The sequence below is a fragment of the Pseudonocardia spirodelae genome (assembly GCF_037727765.1).
Taxonomy (GTDB): Bacteria; Actinomycetota; Actinomycetes; order Mycobacteriales; family Pseudonocardiaceae; genus Pseudonocardia; species Pseudonocardia spirodelae.
This window is the reverse complement of sequence record NZ_JBBJUP010000002.1, coordinates 352,220-368,861: the sequence shown is the minus strand read 5'-3', so window position 1 is coordinate 368,861 and position 16,642 is coordinate 352,220. Positions and strand designations below refer to the sequence as shown.

The window sequence follows — 16,642 nt, the reverse complement described above, 5'->3', positions numbered from 1 at the left end:
TCAGGAATCCGGACCTACTGGCCGTCGCCCCTGGGGCGTCAGAGTCGGCCTCAAGGAGGCAACTCTCTTATGCTACATGTACCGGAGAGCGAGGTCAAGCCCCGCTCCGGGCGTCCGGATCTCCACCGAGGTGCAGGTCCGGGGTGCCGCCTCCGGGCCGGATCCGCGTCCCTGGCCTTGCGGCCGGTCTCGCTCTCGTCCGTCCCGTCCTGGCGACAACGAGAAAGTTACAGGACCGCCCGGAGGCGTCGTGCACGGGGGGTACCTTTTCGGTGTCCCCGCAGGTCAGACGCCGTTCATCGGGATCCGACCCGGACACCGGCCAGGTTGCGCTTCCCGCGCCGCACCACGAGCCAGCCGCCGTCGAGGACGTCGCCGGCGGACGGCACCCACTCCTCGTCGGTCACCTTGACGTTGTTGACGTAGGCGCCGCCCTCTTTCACCGCGCGCCGCGCGGCGCCCTTGCTCTCGGTGAGGCCGGTCGCGACGAGGAGGTCGACGATCGTGTCGGCGGGGCCGGCGTCGGCGGTCGGCACCTCGGCCAGCGCGGCGTCGAGGGTGCGGCCGTCGAGACCGGTGAGCTCGGCCCGTCCGAACAGGGCCTGGCTCGCCATCGTCACCTGACGGGTCTGCTCCTCGCCGTGGACCAGTGTGGTCAGCTCGGCGGCGAGGCGCCGCTGTGCACCGCGCAGGTGCGGCTTCTCGGCGAGCTCGGTCTCCAGTGCCTCGATCTCGGCGCGGTCGAGGAAGGTGAACAGCTTGAGGTAGGTGATCGCGTCGGCGTCGGCGACGTTCACGAAGTACTGGTACCAGGCGTAGGGCGAGGTCCGGTCCGGGTCGAGCCAGACGTTCCCGCCGCCCGTGGACTTGCCGAACTTGCGGCCCTCGGAGTCGGTGACCAGCTGCAGCGTCAGGCCGTGCACGTGGGCGCCGGTCACCCGGCGCACCAGGTCGACCCCACCGATGATGTTGCCCCACTGGTCCGAGCCGCCGATCTGCAGCCGCACGCCCAGCTCGCGGTGGAGGTGCAGGTAGTCCTGGGACTGCAGCAGCAGGTAGCTGAACTCGGTGTAGGACATGCCGTCCGCGGCGAGGCGTCGCTTGACCGTCTCGCGGGCGAGCATCGTGTTGACCGAGAAGTGCTTGCCGAGGTCGCGCAGGAACTCCAGCACCGTCTGCTGCCCGGTCCAGTCCAGGTTGTTGACGGCAACGGCGCCCGTCGGACCGTCGTCGAACGTCACGAACCGCTCCAGCTGGCCGCGGATCAGGCCCGTCCAGTCGGCCACCGTCCCGGCGTCGTTGAGCGTCCGCTCCCCCACGTCGCGCGGGTCACCGATCATCCCGGTGGCGCCACCGGCGAGGATGACCGGCCGGTGCCCGGCCTCCTGGAATCGGCGCAGCGTCAGCATCGGGATCAGGTGCCCGGCGTGCAGGCTCGACGCCGTCGGGTCGAAACCCGCGTAGATCGACACCGGGTCGTCGCCGGCGAGCTCCCGGGCGAGCGCGTCGCGGTCGGTGCTCTGCGCGATCAGGCCGCGCCATTCCAGGTCGTCGAGGATGTCGGTACCCACGAGGACCATCTTGGTCGGACGCCGCGCGCCCGTGCACGCGGGTGGTCTCAGGCGTCGCGGCGCGTCCGGGTGCCCGCCCGGTACGGGCTCACGGCGGGCGACCCGTCCACCCACAGACGCCACGGCAGCTCCGCCGCGGCGGCCACCCCGACCCGTGGTCCGGTCCGCACGCGCGAGGCCGCCACCGGCTCCCCGGCGAGCAGGCGCACGCGCGAGGCCGGGTCGGTCACGTCGGTGCCGTCGTCGTCGCGGCCCAGGCCCAGCAGCGCGGCGAGCCGGGCGGGCCCGCGGGCCACGTCGGCGTCGCGCCGTGCGGTGGGTCGTCGCGCCCGGGCGACGCCGGGATCGGTCAGCAGCTCGCCGGCGCGCAGGAGCACCGCGCCCGGTTCGCCGTCGGTCAGGCAGGACACGTTCGCGCAGAAGTGCATGCCGTAGACGAAGTAGACGTAGAGGTGCCCGGGCGGGCCGAACATGACGCCGTTGCGCGGAGTCCGCCCCCGGTAGCAGTGCGACGCCGGGTCGTCGCGGCCCCGGTAGGCCTCGACCTCGACCAGCCGCACCGCGACGGTGCCCTCGGGGGTGTCGGCCTCCAGCACGCACCCGAGCAGGCGCCGTGCGGCGGGGAGCACGTCGACGGCGAGCTCGGCGCGGTCCAGCACGCCGTCGGGGCCCGGCCGGACGTACCGGCCGGGCCCCGACGAGGAGTCGTCCGCCACGCGGGTCAGCGACGCGCCAGCGCCAGCTGCACGCAGGTCACGACCCCGGCCATCGCCTTCTCGACCTCGTCGAGCGGCGGCAGGGTCGGGGCGAGCCGGATGGTCGCGTCCTGCGGGTCCTTGCCGTAGGGGTGCGTGGCCCCGGCCGGGGTCAGCACGATCCCGGCCTCCTTGGACAGGCGCACGACCTCCGAGGCGAGACCGTCCGGGACGGTCAGGCTGACGAAGTAGCCGCCCTTCGGCTTCGTCCAGGACACGCCCTCGACGTCGGCGAACGCCTCGGTCAGCAGGCGGTCGACCGCGGCGAACTTCGGCGCGATGAGCTCGCGGTGCGCGGCCATGTGCGCCCGCAGCCCCGCCGCGTCCTTCAGGAACAGGGCGTGGCGCAGGTGGTTGACCTTGTCCGGGCCGATCGTCTTCTTGCCGGCCAGCTTCAGCCACCAGTCGACGTTGGCCTGCGACGCACCGAAGAACGCGACACCGGCACCGGCCAGGGTGATCTTGGAGGTGGATCCGAACACGAACGGCCGGTCCGGGTGGCCCGCCTCGGCGGCCAGCGTGAGGACGTCGGCGATCTCCACCTCCTCCTCGGTGAGGTGGTGCACCGCGTAGGCGTTGTCCCACATGATCCGGAAGTCCGGGGCGGCGGTGGTCATGGAGGCGAGCCGGCGCACGGTCTCGTCGGAGTAGACGACGCCGTCGGGGTTGGAGTACTTCGGCACGCACCAGATGCCCTTGATCGACGGGTCGTCGGCGACGAGCCGCTCGACCTCGTCCATGTCCGGGCCGTCGGGGGTCATCGCGACCGTGACCAGGTCGATGCCCAGGCGCTCGCAGACGCCGTAGTGGCGGTCGTAGCCGGGGACCGGGGCGATGAAGGCGACCCGGCCGGCGTCGACCCAGCGGGCCGGGGCGCCGGGCAGCGGCGAGAGCAGGGCGTGCACGAGCGTGTCGTGCATCAGCTCGAGGCTGGAGTTGTTCGCCGCGACCAGCCGGTCGACCGGGACCTGCAGGGACGGCGCGAAGATCTCGCGCAGCTCGGGCAGGCCCTGGCCGCCGCCGTAGTTGCGGGTGTCGGTGCCGTCCGCGGCGCGGTACTCGCCGTCGCCCGGCAGGCCGAGCAGCCGGTGCGACAGGTCGAGCTGCTGCGACGACGGCTTGCCCCGCGTCAGGTCCAGCTTCAGGCCGGCGGCCTTCAGCTCCTCGTAGGCTGCGGCAGGGTCGGTCATGCGGTTCCTCCGGTGAACTCTCTCGCTGCTGCGACGGCGGTGCGCAGGTCGGTGAGCTGCTCGGCGACCCGGTCGCCGGCGGTCCCGCCGCGCGCGTTCCGCGACGCGATGGAGCCTTCCACGCTCAGCACGTCACGGACACTCGGGTCGAGTGCGGGGTGGACGGCGGTGAGCTCGGCGTCGGTCAGGTCCTCCAGCCCGACCCCGCGCTCCTCGGCGGCGCGCACGCAGCCGCCCGCGGCCTCGTGCGCCACCCGGAAGGGGACCCCCTGCCGGACGAGCCACTCGGCCACGTCGGTGGCGAGGGTGAACCCGGCGGGCGCGAGCTCGGCGAGCCGCTCGGTGTGGAAGGTCAGCGTCGCCACCATCCCGGCGACGGCCGGGAGCAGGAGCTCCAGCTGCGCGACCGAGTCGAACAGCGGCTCCTTGTCCTCCTGCAGGTCCCGGTTGTAGGCCAGCGGGAGCCCCTTCAGGGTCGTCATCAGGCCGGCGAGGTTGCCGACCAGGCGCCCGGACTTGCCCCGCGCGAGCTCGGCGACGTCGGGGTTCTTCTTCTGCGGCATGATCGAGCTGCCGGTGGAGAAGGCATCGTCGAGGGTGACGTAGCCGAACTCGGCGGTCGCCCAGAGGATGACCTCCTCCGACAGCCGCGACAGGTCGACGCCGATCATCGCGAGCACGAACGCCGCCTCGGCGGCGAAGTCGCGCGAGGCGGTGCCGTCGATCGAGTTGGCCGAGGAGCCGGTGAAGCCGAGCTCGGCGGCGACGGCCTCGGGGTCGAGCCCCAGCGACGAGCCGGCGAGCGCACCGGAGCCGTAGGGCGAGTACGCGCTGCGGCGGTCCCAGTCGGCGAGCCGGTCGACGTCGCGCAGCAGCGCCTGGGCGTGCGCGGCGAGCTGGTGGCCCAGCAGCACCGGCTGGGCGTGCTGCAGGTGGGTGCGGCCGGGCATCGCCGCGCCGGGGTGCGCCTGCGCCTGGCCGACCAGTGCCTCGACCACGTCGAGCACGCCCGCGCCGACGCGGCGGGTGGCGTCGCGCAGCCACATCCGGAACTGGGTGGCGACCTGGTCGTTGCGCGACCGCCCGGCCCGCAGCTTGCCGCCCAGGTCGGGGCCGGCGCGCTCGATCAGGCCGCGCTCGAGCGCGGTGTGCACGTCCTCGTCGCCGGGGTCGGGGCCGAAGGCCCCGGACTCCACGTCGGCGGCGAGCTCGTCGAGGGCCTTGTGCATGCCCGAGAGCTCCTCGTCGGACAGCAGACCCGCGCGGTGCAGGACCCGGGCGTGCGCCTTCGAGCCACGGATGTCGTACGGCGCCAGGGCCCAGTCGAAGTGGGTGGACTTCGACAGGGCCGCGAGCGCGTCGGCGGGGCCCGACGCGAACCGGCCGCCCCACAGCGCGCTGCCGGAGCCGCTCACGTCCGCGCCCCGCAGGGGGTCCGGTCGGTCATGTCAGGTCTCCTTCTCGGTGTCGTGCGCCCCGGCGCCGGCACGGGCGCCCTGGGGCAGGTCCTGCAGCCGCTGCGCGAGCTCGGTCCCGGTGAGGGGTTCGCGCGCGACGACGATGACCGTGTCGTCGCCGGCGATGGTGCCGACGACGTCGTGCAGCGCGGCCCGGTCGAGCGCACTCGCGAGGTAGTGCGCCGCACCCGGCGGGGTCCGCAGCACGGCCAGGTTCCCACTGGCGTCCGCGGACACGAGCAGCTCCCCCAGCAGCCGCGACAGCCGGGCCGTGCCGCCCTCGACGCCGCGCAGGGGGCTGCCGTCCTCGGGGATGCGGTAGACCGGCGGGCCGCCGTCGGCGCCGCGCAGCTTGACGGCGCCGAGCTCGTCGAGGTCGCGCGAGAGCGTGGCCTGGGTGGTCGAGATGCCGTGCCGGTCCTGCAGCAGGGCGATGATCTCGATCTGGCTGTGCACCGGGGTCCGCCAGATCACGTCGATGACGGCGGCCTGGCGGGTGACGCGGCTGACGGCGCCGCGGCGGTCACGGTCGCCGTCAGGCATGCCGCAGGAGCCAGGTCAGCAGCGCCTTCTGCGCGTGCAGCCGGTTCTCGGCCTCGTCCCACACCGCGCTCGCGGCGCCGTCGAGGACCTCGTCGGTGATCTCGTCGCCGCGGTGGGCGGGCAGGCAGTGCAGCACGATCACGTCCGGCGCCGCGCGCTCCAGCAGGGCCGCGTTCACCTGGTACGGACGGAACGGCGCGACCCGGTCGAGGCCGTCGTCCTCCTGCCCCATCGACGTCCAGGTGTCGGTGACGACGACGTGCGCCCCGTCGACGGCGGCGGCCGGGTCGGCGACGAGCGCCACCGATCCCCCGGTCTGCTCGGCGCGGGCCTTGGCGTCGCGCAGGACCTCGGCGTCGGGGGTGAACCCGGCGGGCGCCGCGACCCGCACGTGCAGGCCCGCGGTGACCCCGCCGAGCAGCAGCGAGTGCGCCACGTTGTTGGCGCCGTCGCCGAGGTAGGTGAGCGTGAGCCCGGCCAGCCGGCCGAAGCGCTCGCGGATCGTCTGCAGGTCCGCGAGCACCTGGCACGGGTGGAACGCGTCGGTCAGCGCGTTGACCACCGGCACCGTGGCGACGGCGGCCATCTCCTCGATGCGCTCCTGGCCGCTGGTGCGCCACACGACGGCGTCGACGTAGCGGGACAGGACGCGGGAGGTGTCGGAGATGGTCTCGCCGCGCCCGAGCTGGCTGGTGGTGCCGTCGAGGATGATCGCGGTACCGCCGAGCTGGGCGATCCCGGCCTCGAACGACACCCGGGTCCGGGTGGAGGACTTGTCGAACACGACGGCGACCGCGCGCGGGCCGGCCAGCGGGCGTTCGGCGAACGGGTCGGCCTTGAGCCGGTCGGCGAGGTCGAGGACCTCGGCCTGCTCGGCGGGGCTCAGGTCGTCGTCGCGCAGGAGGTGGCGCACCATCAGTCGTCCTGCCCCTCGTGCTCCGCGGCGGCGGCGTCGAGGACCGGCGGCAGGGCCGCGAGGAACTCCTCGGCCTCGGCGTCGGTGAGCGTGAGCGCCGGGGCGAGCCGCAGCCGGTCCGGCGTCGCGTTGTTGACCAGCAGGCCGCGGTCGCGGGCCGCGGCGGCGGCCTGGGCGGCGACGGGCAGCGTCAGCCCGATCCCGATGTGCAGGCCGGCGCCGGAGACGTCGGCGACCAGCGGGTGGCCGAGGCCCTCGACGCGGCTGCGGATCTCCTTGCCGAGCCGGTCGACGTGGCCGAGCAGACCGTCGGCGGCGATGGTGTCGAGCACCGCGAGCGCCGCGGCGCAGGACACCGGGTTGCCACCGAAGGTGGTGCCGTGCTGGCCCGGTTCGAGCAGCGCCGCCGCGTCCCCGAGCCCGACGCAGGCGCCGATCGGCAGGCCGCCGCCGAGCCCCTTGGCGAGGGTGACGACGTCGGGGACGACGCCGTGCGCCTGGTGGGCGAACCAGTACCCGGTGCGGCCGATGCCGGTCTGCACCTCGTCGAGCACCAGCAGCGCCCCGCGCTCGGCGGTGATCCGGCGCGCCTGCGCCAGGTAGCCCTCCGGCGGGACGATCACGCCGGCCTCGCCGAGGATCGGCTCGAGGAACACCGCCGCGGTCTCCTCGGTGACGGCGGCGTCGAGCGCGGCGACGTCGCCGTACGGGACGTGCTCCACCCCGGCGGGCATCGGCTCGAACGGGGCCCGCTTGGCGGGCTGGCCGGTCAGCGCCAGCGCGCCCATGGTCCGGCCGTGGAACGCGCCCTCGCAGGCGACGATCCGTGGCCGCCCGGTCCGCCGCGCGATCTTGAACGCGGCCTCGTTGGCCTCGGTCCCCGAGTTGCACAGCAGGGTGCGGGCGTCCTCGCGGCCCAGCAGGGACTGCAGGCGCTCGGCCAGCTGCAGCGCGGGCTCGGTGATGAAGAAGTTCGAGGTGTGGCCGAGCGTGCGGACCTGCTCCGAGACGGCGTCGACGACGGCCGGGTGCGCGTGCCCCAGCGCGTTGACCGCGATGCCGGAGTAGAGGTCGAGGTAGCGGCGGCCCTCGGCGTCCCACACCTGGGCGCCCTCGCCGCGGACCAGGGTCAGCGGCGGGGTGCCGTAGTTGTTCATCAGTGCGGCCTGCCACCGCTGCGCGTGCGTGGTCATGTCGTTCCTCCGGACGCGGTGTCCGTGACGGGCGGGGCGTCGGGCAGCACCATGGTGCCGACGCCCTCGTGGGTGAAGACCTCGAGCAGCACCGAGTGCGGGATGCGCCCGTCGATCACGTGGGCCTGGCCGACGCCCGAACGCACGGCGCGCAGGCAGGCCTCCATCTTGGGGGCCATGCCGCTCTCCAGGCGGGGCAGCATGGGCTCGAGCTGGTCGGCGGTGAGCGAGGTGATGATCGAGTCGGGGTCGGGGTAGTTCGCGTAGAGCCCCTCGACGTCGGTCAGCACGACGAGCTTCGCGGCGTCGAGCGCACCGGCCAGCGCCGCGGCGGCGCTGTCGGCGTTGATGTTGTGGACCCGGCCGTCGGCGTCGGGCGCGATGCCGGCGACGACCGGGATCCGACCGGCGGCGATGATGTCGAGCACCGCGTCCGGGTTGACCTCCGTGACGTCGCCGACGAGGCCGATGTCGACCGGCTCGCCGCCGACGAGCGCGGTGCGCTTCTCCGCGGTGAACAGCCCCGCGTCCTCGCCGGACAGGCCGACGGCGAGCGGGCCGTGGGCGTTGATCAGCCCGACGAGCTCCCGCCCGACCTGGCCGAACAGCACCATCCGGACGATCTCCATCGTCTCCGGGGTGGTGACCCGCAGCCCGCCGCGGAACTCGCCGGGCATCCCGAGACGGGTGAGCATCGCCGAGATCTGCGGCCCGCCGCCGTGCACGACGACCGGGTGGATCCCGGCCAGGCGCAGGAAGACCATGTCGCGGGCGAAGGCCTGCTTCAGCTCGTCGTCGATCATGGCGTTGCCGCCGTACTTCACCACGACGATGCGCCCGTGGAAGCGCTGCAGCCAGGGCAGCGCCTCGGCCAGCACGCCGGCCTTCTCCCCCGCGCGCTTCAGCCGGGCGGGGGTCTCCGGGGACGGCGCGACCTGCGGCTGCTCAGGAGGAGTAGGCACTGTTCTCCTCCACGTAGGCGTGCGAGAGGTCGGTCGTGCGGATCTCCGCGGCGTGCCCGGAGGCGCCGCCGGCCAGGCCGAGCTCGATCTCGATCAGGACGTCCTCGCCGGAGAGGTCGCAGTCGGCCCGGTCCCCGGCGACGACGGCGCCCTTGCACAGCAGGACGCCGTTGATCGTCACGTCCAGGCGCTCCGGGTCGATCTCGGCGTCGGCGTACCCGGCGGCGGCCGCGACCCGGCCCCAGTTGGGGTCCGAGCCGAACATGGCCGTCTTGACCAGGGCGTCGCGGGCGACGGTGCGGGCGACGGTCACCGCGTCGTCCTCCGAGGCGGCGCCGGTGACCCGCACGGTGATTCGCTTGGTGACGCCCTCGGCGTCGGCCTGCATCTGCTCGGCCAGGTCCCGGCAGACGCGGGTGAGCGCGGCGGTGAACACCGCGGGGTCGGCCGGGACCCCGGAGGCGCCCGAGGCCATGACGACCACGGTGTCGTTGGTGGACATCGAGCCGTCGACGTCGAGCCGGTCGAAGCTGTAGCGCACGGCCTCGCGCAGCGCGGCGTCGAGCGTGGCGCGGTCGAGGACGGCGTCGGTGGTCAGCACGCTGAGCATCGTCGCCATCGACGGCGAGATCATCCCGGCGCCCTTGGTGGTGCCCCCGACCGTCCAGCCGGCCGGGTCGGTCAGCACCGACTCCTTGGGCACCGTGTCGGTGGTCATGATCGCGGCGGCCGCCGCGGACCCGGCCTCGGGCGTGGCGGCGAGCTCCCCGGCGGCGGTCGCGACCCCGGCGAGGACCGTGTCGCGCGGCAGCTGCTCGCCGATCAGGCCGGTCGAGCAGACCGCGACCTCGACCGCGCCGCAGCCGAGCACCTCGGCGGCCTTCTCGGCGGTCGCGTGCGCGACCTGGAAGCCCTCCGGACCGGTGCAGGCGTTGGCGCCGCCGGAGTTCAGCACGACCGCGCGCAGCGCGCCGCCGGTGAGGACCTGCTGGGACCACAGGACGGGCGCGGCCCGCACCTTGTTGCGCGTGAACACCCCGGCGGCCTCGGTGCGCGGGCCGTCGTTGACCACCAGCGCGAGGTCGGCCCGGCCGGACTTCTTGATGCCTGCGGCGATCCCGGCGGCCCGGAACCCCTTCGCGGCGGTCACGCTCACGGTGCGACTCCCGTCGTCGGCAGGCCGAGGGTCTCGGGGAGCCCGAGGGCCAGGTTCATGCACTGCACGGCACCGCCGGCGGTGCCCTTGGTCAGGTTGTCGATCGCCGAGACGACGACGAGGCGGCGCGCGTCGGCGTCGACCGTCACCTGCAGGGCGACGGTGTTGGAGCCCAGCGTCTGTGCCGTGGTGGGCCACTGCCCCTCGGGCAGCAGGTGCACGAACGGCTCGTCGGCGTAGGCCTTGTCGTAGACCGCGCGGACCGCGGCGGCGTCGGTGCCGGGGTCGGCCAGCGGCGCCGAGCAGGACGCGAGGATGCCGCGCGGCAGGGGCGCGAGGACGGGGGTGAAGCTGACCGACACCGGGGACCCGAGCGCGGCGCCCAGGTTCTGCGCGATCTCGGGGGTGTGCCGGTGCGCGCCGCCGACGCCGTAGGCCGAGAGCGAGCCCATGACCTCGGCCCCGAGCAGGTGCGGCTTGAGCGCCTTCCCCGCCCCGGAGGTGCCGGTCACCGCGGTGATCACGACCTCGGGGGCGACCAGTCCGGCGACCAGCGCCGGGACCAGCGCGAGGCTGGTGCCGGTCGGGTAGCAGCCGGGCACCGCGACGCGCCGGGTGCCGGTCAGTGCGGCGCGGGCGCCCGGGAGCTCGGGCAGGCCGTAGGGCCAGTGCCCGGCGTGCTCCCCGCCGTACCAGCGGTCCCAGGCGGCCGGATCGGTCAGACGGTGGTCGGCTCCGCAGTCGACGACGAGCACGTCCGGTCCCAGCTGCGCGGCCAGCTCGGCGGACCTGCCGTGCGGGAGCGCGAGGAACACCGCGTCGTGCCCGGCGAGGTTCTCCGCGGTGCTCTCACCCAGCACGCGGTCCGCGAGCGGGACCAGGTGCGGCTGGTGCTCGCCGAGACGCGTGCCCGCGTTCCCGCCGGCCGTCAGGGCGCCGATCTCCACCTCGGGATGCGCGAGCAGCAGCCGGAGGAGCTCTCCCCCGGCGTACCCGCTGGCTCCCGCCACTGCGATGCGTACCACGTGGATGAGTATGCACCGACACGAAAGGTCATGCAATCGGATTCGCGATCGCGATCGGGGGGCGGTGTTCGGGCCCGGCGGCCGCGCGCGCCGCCTAGTTTCCCCCGCGTGCGACAGCGGGTGACGGGCGGGGTGGGGCGGGCGTGCGCACTCGCGCTGCTGCTCACGACGGTGCTGGGCGGATGCGCGTCGACGGTGCCGGGGACACCGTGGCCGGCCGGCCGGGGTCCGGCCGCGCCGGTGGACCCGCTCGCGGCGCCCACGACGACCGGCGGGCCGCCGACCGCGTTCACCGTCCCGGGGCCGCTGCCCACCGGCCCGTCCGCCCCGTCCGCTCCCACGACGACCCCGACGCCGGCGCCGGGGCGTCCCACGACCACGGTGCTCCCGGTCCCGGTGACGCCCGACGGCACGCGCACCGTGCCGCCGGTGCCGGTCGGGGGCGGGACCGCCACGGTGCCCGACGGCCGCGCCCGCCCGTCGGCCGCCGCGCCCGCTCCGACCGGCGGGACCGGCGCGCCGTCGCCGGCCGCCCCGCTGACCTCCGACGTCGTGGCCGACGAGTGCCTGCTCGACACCGCCTCGCTCACCGGACTGCTCGGCGGCGCCCCGGTGGCGCCCGCGGCGAACGCCGTCGTGACCCGGTCCGACGGGACACGCACCCGGGCCTGCTTCGCCCTCGCCGACGGCGTCACCGTCTCGGTGAACGTCTACGCGACCACCCGGACGACGCCGGTCCGCTACGTCGGCTCCGCGACCGGCGCCGCGCCGCTGACCGGGGTCCCCGCGGGCACGGCCGCGGCGGTGCTCGACACCGTCGCCGGGCCGACCCTGCAGCTCGGGACGGCGCGCCGGCTGGTCACCGTGGCGGTCGCCGGCCGGACGCCGACACCGCAGCAGTGGCGGGCGGCCGCCGCGTCCGCCGTCCGCGCGGCCCGCTGAGACCGCCCCGCCGCGGGGGCGGGGCGGCACCCGGCGGGTGCGCGCTCAGCGCAGGGCCGCGCCGTGCCGGGCGGCGGCCTCGGCGATCGCCGCGTCGCGCGCGGTGTTCGCCTCCTCGCTGGTCAGCGTGCGGTCGGCGGCGCGCAGCCGCAGCGAGAACGCCAGCGAACGCTTCCCGGCGCCGACCTGATCGCCGGTGTAGACGTCGAACAGCCGCACCGACTCCAGCAGCTCCCCCGCACCCGCGGTGAGGGCGTCGGCGAGGTCCGCGGCGGGGACCGACTCGTCGGCGACGAGCGCGACGTCCACGGCGACCGGCGGGAACGGCGACACCCGCGGGACCGGCAGGTTCTCCCGCAGCGGCAGCGCGTCGAGGTCGATCTCGGCGGCCGCGGTGCGGGCGGGCAGGCCGAGGGCCTCGACGACCTTCGGGTGCAGCTCGCCCGCGTGCCCGACGACCGTGCCCGTCCCGGCCACGACGAGCTCCGCGCAGCGTCCCGGGTGCCACGGGGCGCGCTCGGCGCGCCGCGGGCGCAGCTCCACCCCGGCGGCCGCGCCGGTGAGGCGGGCGGCCTCGACGGCGTCCTCCCAGGAGGCGGGCCTGCCCCGGCCCCACCAGCCGCGGGGCTCGCGGTTCCCGGCCAGCACGACGCCGACGTGCACCGGCTGGTCCGGCAGGGCGGCGCGCAGGGCGGCGTACTCGTCGTCGCTCGGGCGGGCGGTGACCGGCGGGTCCGGCATGACCGGGGTGTCGCGGCCGGGCCGGACGACCTGCGCGATCGTGTAGAGCGCCAGGTCCTCGGCGCCCCGCGAGCGGTTGCGCACCAGCATGTCCAGCAGGCCGGGCAGCAGCGTGGTCGTCAGCCGGGACCGCTCGGCGTCGAGCGGGTTGGAGACCGCGACGGTGCGGCGGCGGTCGTCGTCGGCGGCCAGGCCGAGGTCGTCCCACACCGCGTCGGAGACGAACGGGAACGGCAACACCTCGACGTGCCCGGCCTCGGCGAGCGCCCGCGACACGGCGCGGCGGCGCTGCTGGGCCGGGGTGAGCCCGCGACCGGCCGGGGCGTCGGGCACGACGGACGGGATCGCGTCGTAGCCCTCCAGGCGCAGCACCTCCTCGACCAGGTCGGCGGCGATGCGCAGGTCCGGACGCCAGGTCGGCGGCGTCGCGACGACGACGCCCTGACCGTCCGTGCCGGTGTCGAGCTCGACGGCGCACCCGACCTGGGTCAGGCGGCGCACGGTCGCACCGCGCGGGTAGTCGACCCCGGCGACGCGGTCGGGCATCGACAGCGGCATCCGCACCGCGGGCACGGCCGGGACGCCACCGGCATCGGTGCGCCCGCCGGCGAGCGTGCCGCCGCCCAGCTCGACGAGCAGCTGCGCGGCCCGCTCCGCCGCCACCGGCGGCAGCGCCGGGTCCACGACCCGCTCGAACCGCTTGGACGCCTCGCTGGGCAGCTTGTGCCGGCGCGCCGCGCGCGCGATGACCGGCGGCGAGAAGTGCGCCGCCTCGATCAGCACGTCGACCCGGGCCCCGGCGGGCAGGTCGTCCGGCGCCGGGATCTCGGTGGACGCCCCGCCCATGACGCCGGCGAGCCCGATCGGGCCCGAGTCGTCGGTGATCAGCAGGTCGTCGGCGTCGAGGACGCGGGTCTGGCCGTCGAGGGTCTGCAGCTTCTCACCCGCCGTCGCCCGGCGGACCTCGATCGCGCCGGTCAGTCGGCTCGCGTCGTAGGCGTGCAGCGGCTGCCCGAGGTCGAGCATCACGAAGTTCGTGACGTCGACGACCAGCGAGATCGGCCGCATCCCGGCCGAGATCAGGGCCCGCTGCATCCACCAGGGGCTCGGCGCGGCCGGGTCGACGCCGTCCACCCGGCGGGCGACGAAACGCGGGCAGCCCTGCGGGTCGGCCAGGCGCACCGGCCAGGCGTCGCCGTCGGCCTGCGGGACCGCGACCCGGGTGACGGGGTCGGTGTAGTCGACGTCGAGCGAGGTCGCGAGCTCGCGGGCCAGCCCCCGCACGGCGAAGCAGTACCCGCGGTCGGGGGTGACGGCCAGCTCGACGACGGGCTCGGACAGCCCGAGGACCTCCAGCGCGTCGTCACCGGGCTCGGCGGTGCCGGGCGGCAGGACGAGGATACCGCCGTGGTCGGCGCCCAGGCCGAGCTCCTTGGCGGAGGCGATCATGCCGTCGGAGACCTTGCCGTAGGTCGTGCGCTGCGCGATGGCGAAGTCCCCCGGCAGCACGGCACCCGGCTCGGTCACGACGACGAGGTCACCGACGGCGAAGTTGCGGGCGCCGCACACGACGTAGCGGTGACGGTCGCCCTCGAAGCCCACCCGGCAGTACCGGATCGGCTTCTTGAACTCCGTCAGCTCCTCGATCTCCTCGACGCGCGCGACGGTCACCGGGCCGGTGACCGCGGGGGCCGGGTGGATCTCCTCGACCTCCAGGCCGACCCGGACGAACGCGTCGCCGATCGCCTCGGGACCCGCCGGCAGCGACGCGGGGTCGATGTGGCGGGCGAGCCAGGACGCGGACACTCGCACTGCTCAGAACTCCTCTGTCTGGAAGCGGGTCGGTCGGTCAGACACCGAACGCGGTCGAGAAGCGGACGTCGCCCTCGACCATGTCCCGCATGTCGGGGATGCCGTTGCGGAACATCAGGGTCCGCTCGATGCCCATGCCGAACGCGAAACCGGAGTACACCTCGGTGTCGACACCGCAGGCGCGCAGGACGTGGGGGTTGACCATGCCGCAGCCGCCCCACTCGACCCAGCCGGCGCCACCCTTCTTCTGCGGGAACCACAGGTCCACCTCGGCCGAGGGCTCGGTGAACGGGAAGTACGACGGGCGCATCCGCGTCCCGGCCTCGGGCCCGAACACGGCCCGGGCGAACGCGTCGAGGGTGCCCTTGAGGTGGGCCATGGTCAGGCCGCGGTCGACGGCGAGGCCCTCCACCTGGTGGAACACCGGGGTGTGGGTGGCGTCGAGCTCGTCGGTGCGGAAGGTGCGCCCGGGGCACGCCACGTAGACCGGCAGCTCGCGCTCCAGCAGCGTGCGCACCTGCACCGGTGAGGTGTGGGTGCGCAGGACCGTCCCGGAGTCCTGACCGCGCTCGGGGTCACCCAGGTAGAAGGTGTCCTGCATCGTGCGGGCCGGGTGGTCCTTGCCGAAGTTCAGCGCGTCGAAGTTCAGCCACGACGCCTCGACCTCGGGGCCCTCGGCGACCTCCCAGCCCATCCCGACGAAGATGTCGGCGATCCGCTCGGACAGCTGGGTGATGGGGTGGCGCGCGCCGCGCGGACGGCGGTCGGTGGGCAGCGTGACGTCGACGGCCTCCTCGGCCAGCACGCGCGCGTCGCGCTCGGCGAGCAGGACCTCGCGGCGGGCGTCGAAGGCGGCCTGGGCCTCCTGCCGGGCGGCGTTGACGCGCTTGCCGGCGTCGGCGCGCTCCGGGCCGGGGAGCTGCCCCAGCGAGCGGCGGGCCATCGGGATGGGGGCCCGGTCGCCGAGGTGCGCAGGCTTGGCCGCGGCCAGCGCGTCGAGGTCGCCGGCGGCGTCGAACGCCGCGCGGGCGGCGTCCACCGCCGCGGCCAGCACACCGGGCTCCAGGGGGTTCGCGACGTCGGTCTCACTCATGGTGCCCACGATCGTAGAGGGCCGGTCCGAACCGGTTTCAGTCGCGCGCCGGGGCCGGCCGCGGGGCGACGCCGGCGCGCGCCCCGACGGTCGCGTAGAGGCAGATCGCGGCCGCGGTGGCGAGGTTGAGCGACTCGGCGCGGCCGTGGATCGGGACGCGGACGCGGTGGTCGGCGGCCTCGTGCACGGCGGGCGACGGCCCGTGCGCCTCGCTGCCGAGGATCCACGCGACCGGACCGGCCAGGGTCGGGGTGACGGCGGGGTCGTGCAGGTCGAGTTCGCCGTGGCCGTCGGCGACCAGTGTGGTGAGCCCGGCGGCCCGGCAGATCTCGACGACCGCCGTCGCGTCGCGGTCACGGGCCAGCGGCAGGTGGAACACGCTGCCGGTGGAGGCGCGCACGGCCTTGCCGTTGTGCGGGTCGACGGTGTCGCCGGCGAGCAGCACCGCGTCGCAGCCGGCGGCGTCGGCGACCCGGATCACGGTGCCGACGTTGCCGGGGTCGGAGATGCCGTCGCAGACGGTCACGAAGCCGGGCACCCCGGCCAGCGCGGTCGCGACGGGCACGTCGAGCAGGTCGCAGACCGCGACGAGGCCCTGCGGGGTGACCGTGTCCGAGAGCGACGCGGCGGCCCGGTCGGTCACCGAGGACACCCGGACCCCGGCGTGCACGGCGGCCTCGACCAGCTCGGGGTGGCGCCCGGCGGCGGAGTCGGTCACGAAGAGCTCGTGCACGGCGACGGCGTCCAGCGCCTCCCGGACGGCCTGGGCCCCCTCGACGAGGAAACGCCCGGCCCGCTCGCGCCCCGCGCGGCGCAGCAGCTTGCGGGCCGCTGCGACGCGTGGGGTGCGCTCGGTGCCGGGCGTCTCGGTCCTGGCAGGGATCACCTCAGGCCGCGGAGCCCTGCTCGGTGCCGATCGGCAGGTTCTCCTTGGCCACCGCGACGAGCGCGGCGAAGGCGGCCGGGTCGCTCACGGCGATCTCGGCGAGGTTCTTGCGGTCGACCTCGACACCGGCGGCCTTGAGGCCCTGGATGAACCGGTTGTAGGTCATGTCGTTGGCGCGGGCCGCGGCGTTGATCCGAGTGATCCACAGCTGCCGGAAGTCGCCCTTGCGCGCGCGACGGTCCCGGTAGGCGTAGTTCATCGAGTGGAGCATCTGCTCCTTGGCCTTGCGGTACAGCCGCGAGCGCTGCCCGCGGTAGCCGGCGGCCGACTCCAGCGTGGTGCGGCGCTTCTTCTGGGCGTTCACCGAGCGCTTCACGCGTGCCATGGGGTCTCTCCTGAA

The 16,642-nt window shown here is 75.0% G+C and carries 15 protein-coding genes; 1 reads left to right on the top strand and 14 read right to left on the bottom strand.

Features of this window, described 5'->3' with window-relative positions:
- Positions 1 to 296 precede the first annotated feature (296 nt).
- From tyrS to argC, 10 genes are read right to left on the bottom strand one after another with little or no spacing between them, the layout of a single operon-like run.
- Complete coding sequence (gene tyrS, locus WJX68_RS04045) at positions 297 to 1,571, bottom strand: tyrosine--tRNA ligase (RefSeq protein ID WP_340286199.1); 1,275 nt, start codon at positions 1,569 to 1,571, stop codon at positions 297 to 299.
- A gap of 47 nt (positions 1,572 to 1,618) precedes the next feature.
- Positions 1,619 to 2,287, bottom strand: coding sequence for a DNA-3-methyladenine glycosylase (locus tag WJX68_RS04040; protein WP_422785646.1), 669 nt, complete (start codon positions 2,285 to 2,287; stop codon positions 1,619 to 1,621).
- Positions 2,288 to 2,292: 5 nt separating this feature from the next.
- Positions 2,293 to 3,516 carry an aspartate aminotransferase type Ic gene (locus tag WJX68_RS04035; RefSeq protein ID WP_340286198.1) on the bottom strand — a complete coding sequence of 408 codons (1,224 nt, stop codon included), beginning with the start codon at positions 3,514 to 3,516 and terminating at the stop codon, positions 2,293 to 2,295.
- The gene (gene argH, locus WJX68_RS04030; protein ID WP_340286197.1) at positions 3,513 to 4,931 is read right to left on the bottom strand and encodes an argininosuccinate lyase; all 1,419 of its coding nucleotides are present in this window, start codon (positions 4,929 to 4,931) and stop codon (positions 3,513 to 3,515) included. Before argH ends, WJX68_RS04035 begins: the two co-directional genes overlap by 4 nt.
- Positions 4,932 to 4,964: 33 nt before the next feature.
- Positions 4,965 to 5,516: an arginine repressor gene (locus WJX68_RS04025; RefSeq protein WP_340286196.1), complete on the bottom strand. Its 552-nt coding sequence runs from the start codon at positions 5,514 to 5,516 to the stop codon at positions 4,965 to 4,967.
- Positions 5,509 to 6,432 carry an ornithine carbamoyltransferase gene (argF, locus tag WJX68_RS04020; protein ID WP_340286195.1) on the bottom strand — a complete coding sequence of 308 codons (924 nt, stop codon included), beginning with the start codon at positions 6,430 to 6,432 and terminating at the stop codon, positions 5,509 to 5,511. Before argF ends, WJX68_RS04025 begins: the two co-directional genes overlap by 8 nt.
- Positions 6,432 to 7,625, bottom strand: a complete 1,194-nt coding sequence (locus tag WJX68_RS04015; RefSeq protein WP_340286194.1) for an acetylornithine transaminase — start codon at positions 7,623 to 7,625, stop codon at positions 6,432 to 6,434. The genes argF and WJX68_RS04015 overlap by 1 nt, the downstream gene beginning before the upstream one ends.
- Positions 7,622 to 8,587, bottom strand: a complete 966-nt coding sequence (gene argB, locus WJX68_RS04010) for an acetylglutamate kinase (protein ID WP_422785645.1) — start codon at positions 8,585 to 8,587, stop codon at positions 7,622 to 7,624. The genes WJX68_RS04015 and argB overlap by 4 nt, the downstream gene beginning before the upstream one ends.
- A complete protein-coding gene (gene argJ, locus WJX68_RS04005) occupies positions 8,571 to 9,743 on the bottom strand; it encodes a bifunctional glutamate N-acetyltransferase/amino-acid acetyltransferase ArgJ (protein ID WP_340286193.1) in 1,173 nt (390 codons plus the stop codon). Before argJ ends, argB begins: the two co-directional genes overlap by 17 nt.
- Entirely contained in the window at positions 9,740 to 10,774 is a 1,035-nt protein-coding gene (gene argC, locus WJX68_RS04000; protein WP_340286219.1) for an N-acetyl-gamma-glutamyl-phosphate reductase, read from the bottom strand. The genes argJ and argC overlap by 4 nt, the downstream gene beginning before the upstream one ends.
- A gap of 102 nt (positions 10,775 to 10,876) precedes the next feature.
- Here argC and WJX68_RS03995 point away from each other — a divergent pair, with 102 nt between their 5' ends.
- Entirely contained in the window at positions 10,877 to 11,710 is an 834-nt protein-coding gene (locus WJX68_RS03995) for a hypothetical protein (protein ID WP_340286192.1), read from the top strand.
- A gap of 45 nt (positions 11,711 to 11,755) precedes the next feature.
- Here the strand turns inward: WJX68_RS03995 and pheT are convergent, their stop codons facing one another.
- Genes pheT through rplT form a run of 4 tightly spaced genes read right to left on the bottom strand, consistent with a single transcriptional unit; the run spans position 11,756 to position 16,627 of the window.
- On the bottom strand, positions 11,756 to 14,263 hold the full coding sequence (gene pheT, locus WJX68_RS03990) for a phenylalanine--tRNA ligase subunit beta (protein ID WP_340286191.1): 2,508 nt from the start codon (positions 14,261 to 14,263) through the stop codon (positions 11,756 to 11,758).
- Between the two features lie 37 nt (positions 14,264 to 14,300).
- Positions 14,301 to 15,356: a phenylalanine--tRNA ligase subunit alpha gene (pheS, locus tag WJX68_RS03985; protein ID WP_340286190.1), complete on the bottom strand. Its 1,056-nt coding sequence runs from the start codon at positions 15,354 to 15,356 to the stop codon at positions 14,301 to 14,303.
- Between the two features lie 37 nt (positions 15,357 to 15,393).
- Positions 15,394 to 16,242, bottom strand: coding sequence for a TrmH family RNA methyltransferase (locus WJX68_RS03980; protein ID WP_340286189.1), 849 nt, complete (start codon positions 16,240 to 16,242; stop codon positions 15,394 to 15,396).
- Between the two features lies 1 nt (position 16,243).
- Entirely contained in the window at positions 16,244 to 16,627 is a 384-nt protein-coding gene (gene rplT, locus WJX68_RS03975; protein ID WP_340286188.1) for a 50S ribosomal protein L20, read from the bottom strand.
- Positions 16,628 to 16,642: the final 15 nt, after the last annotated feature.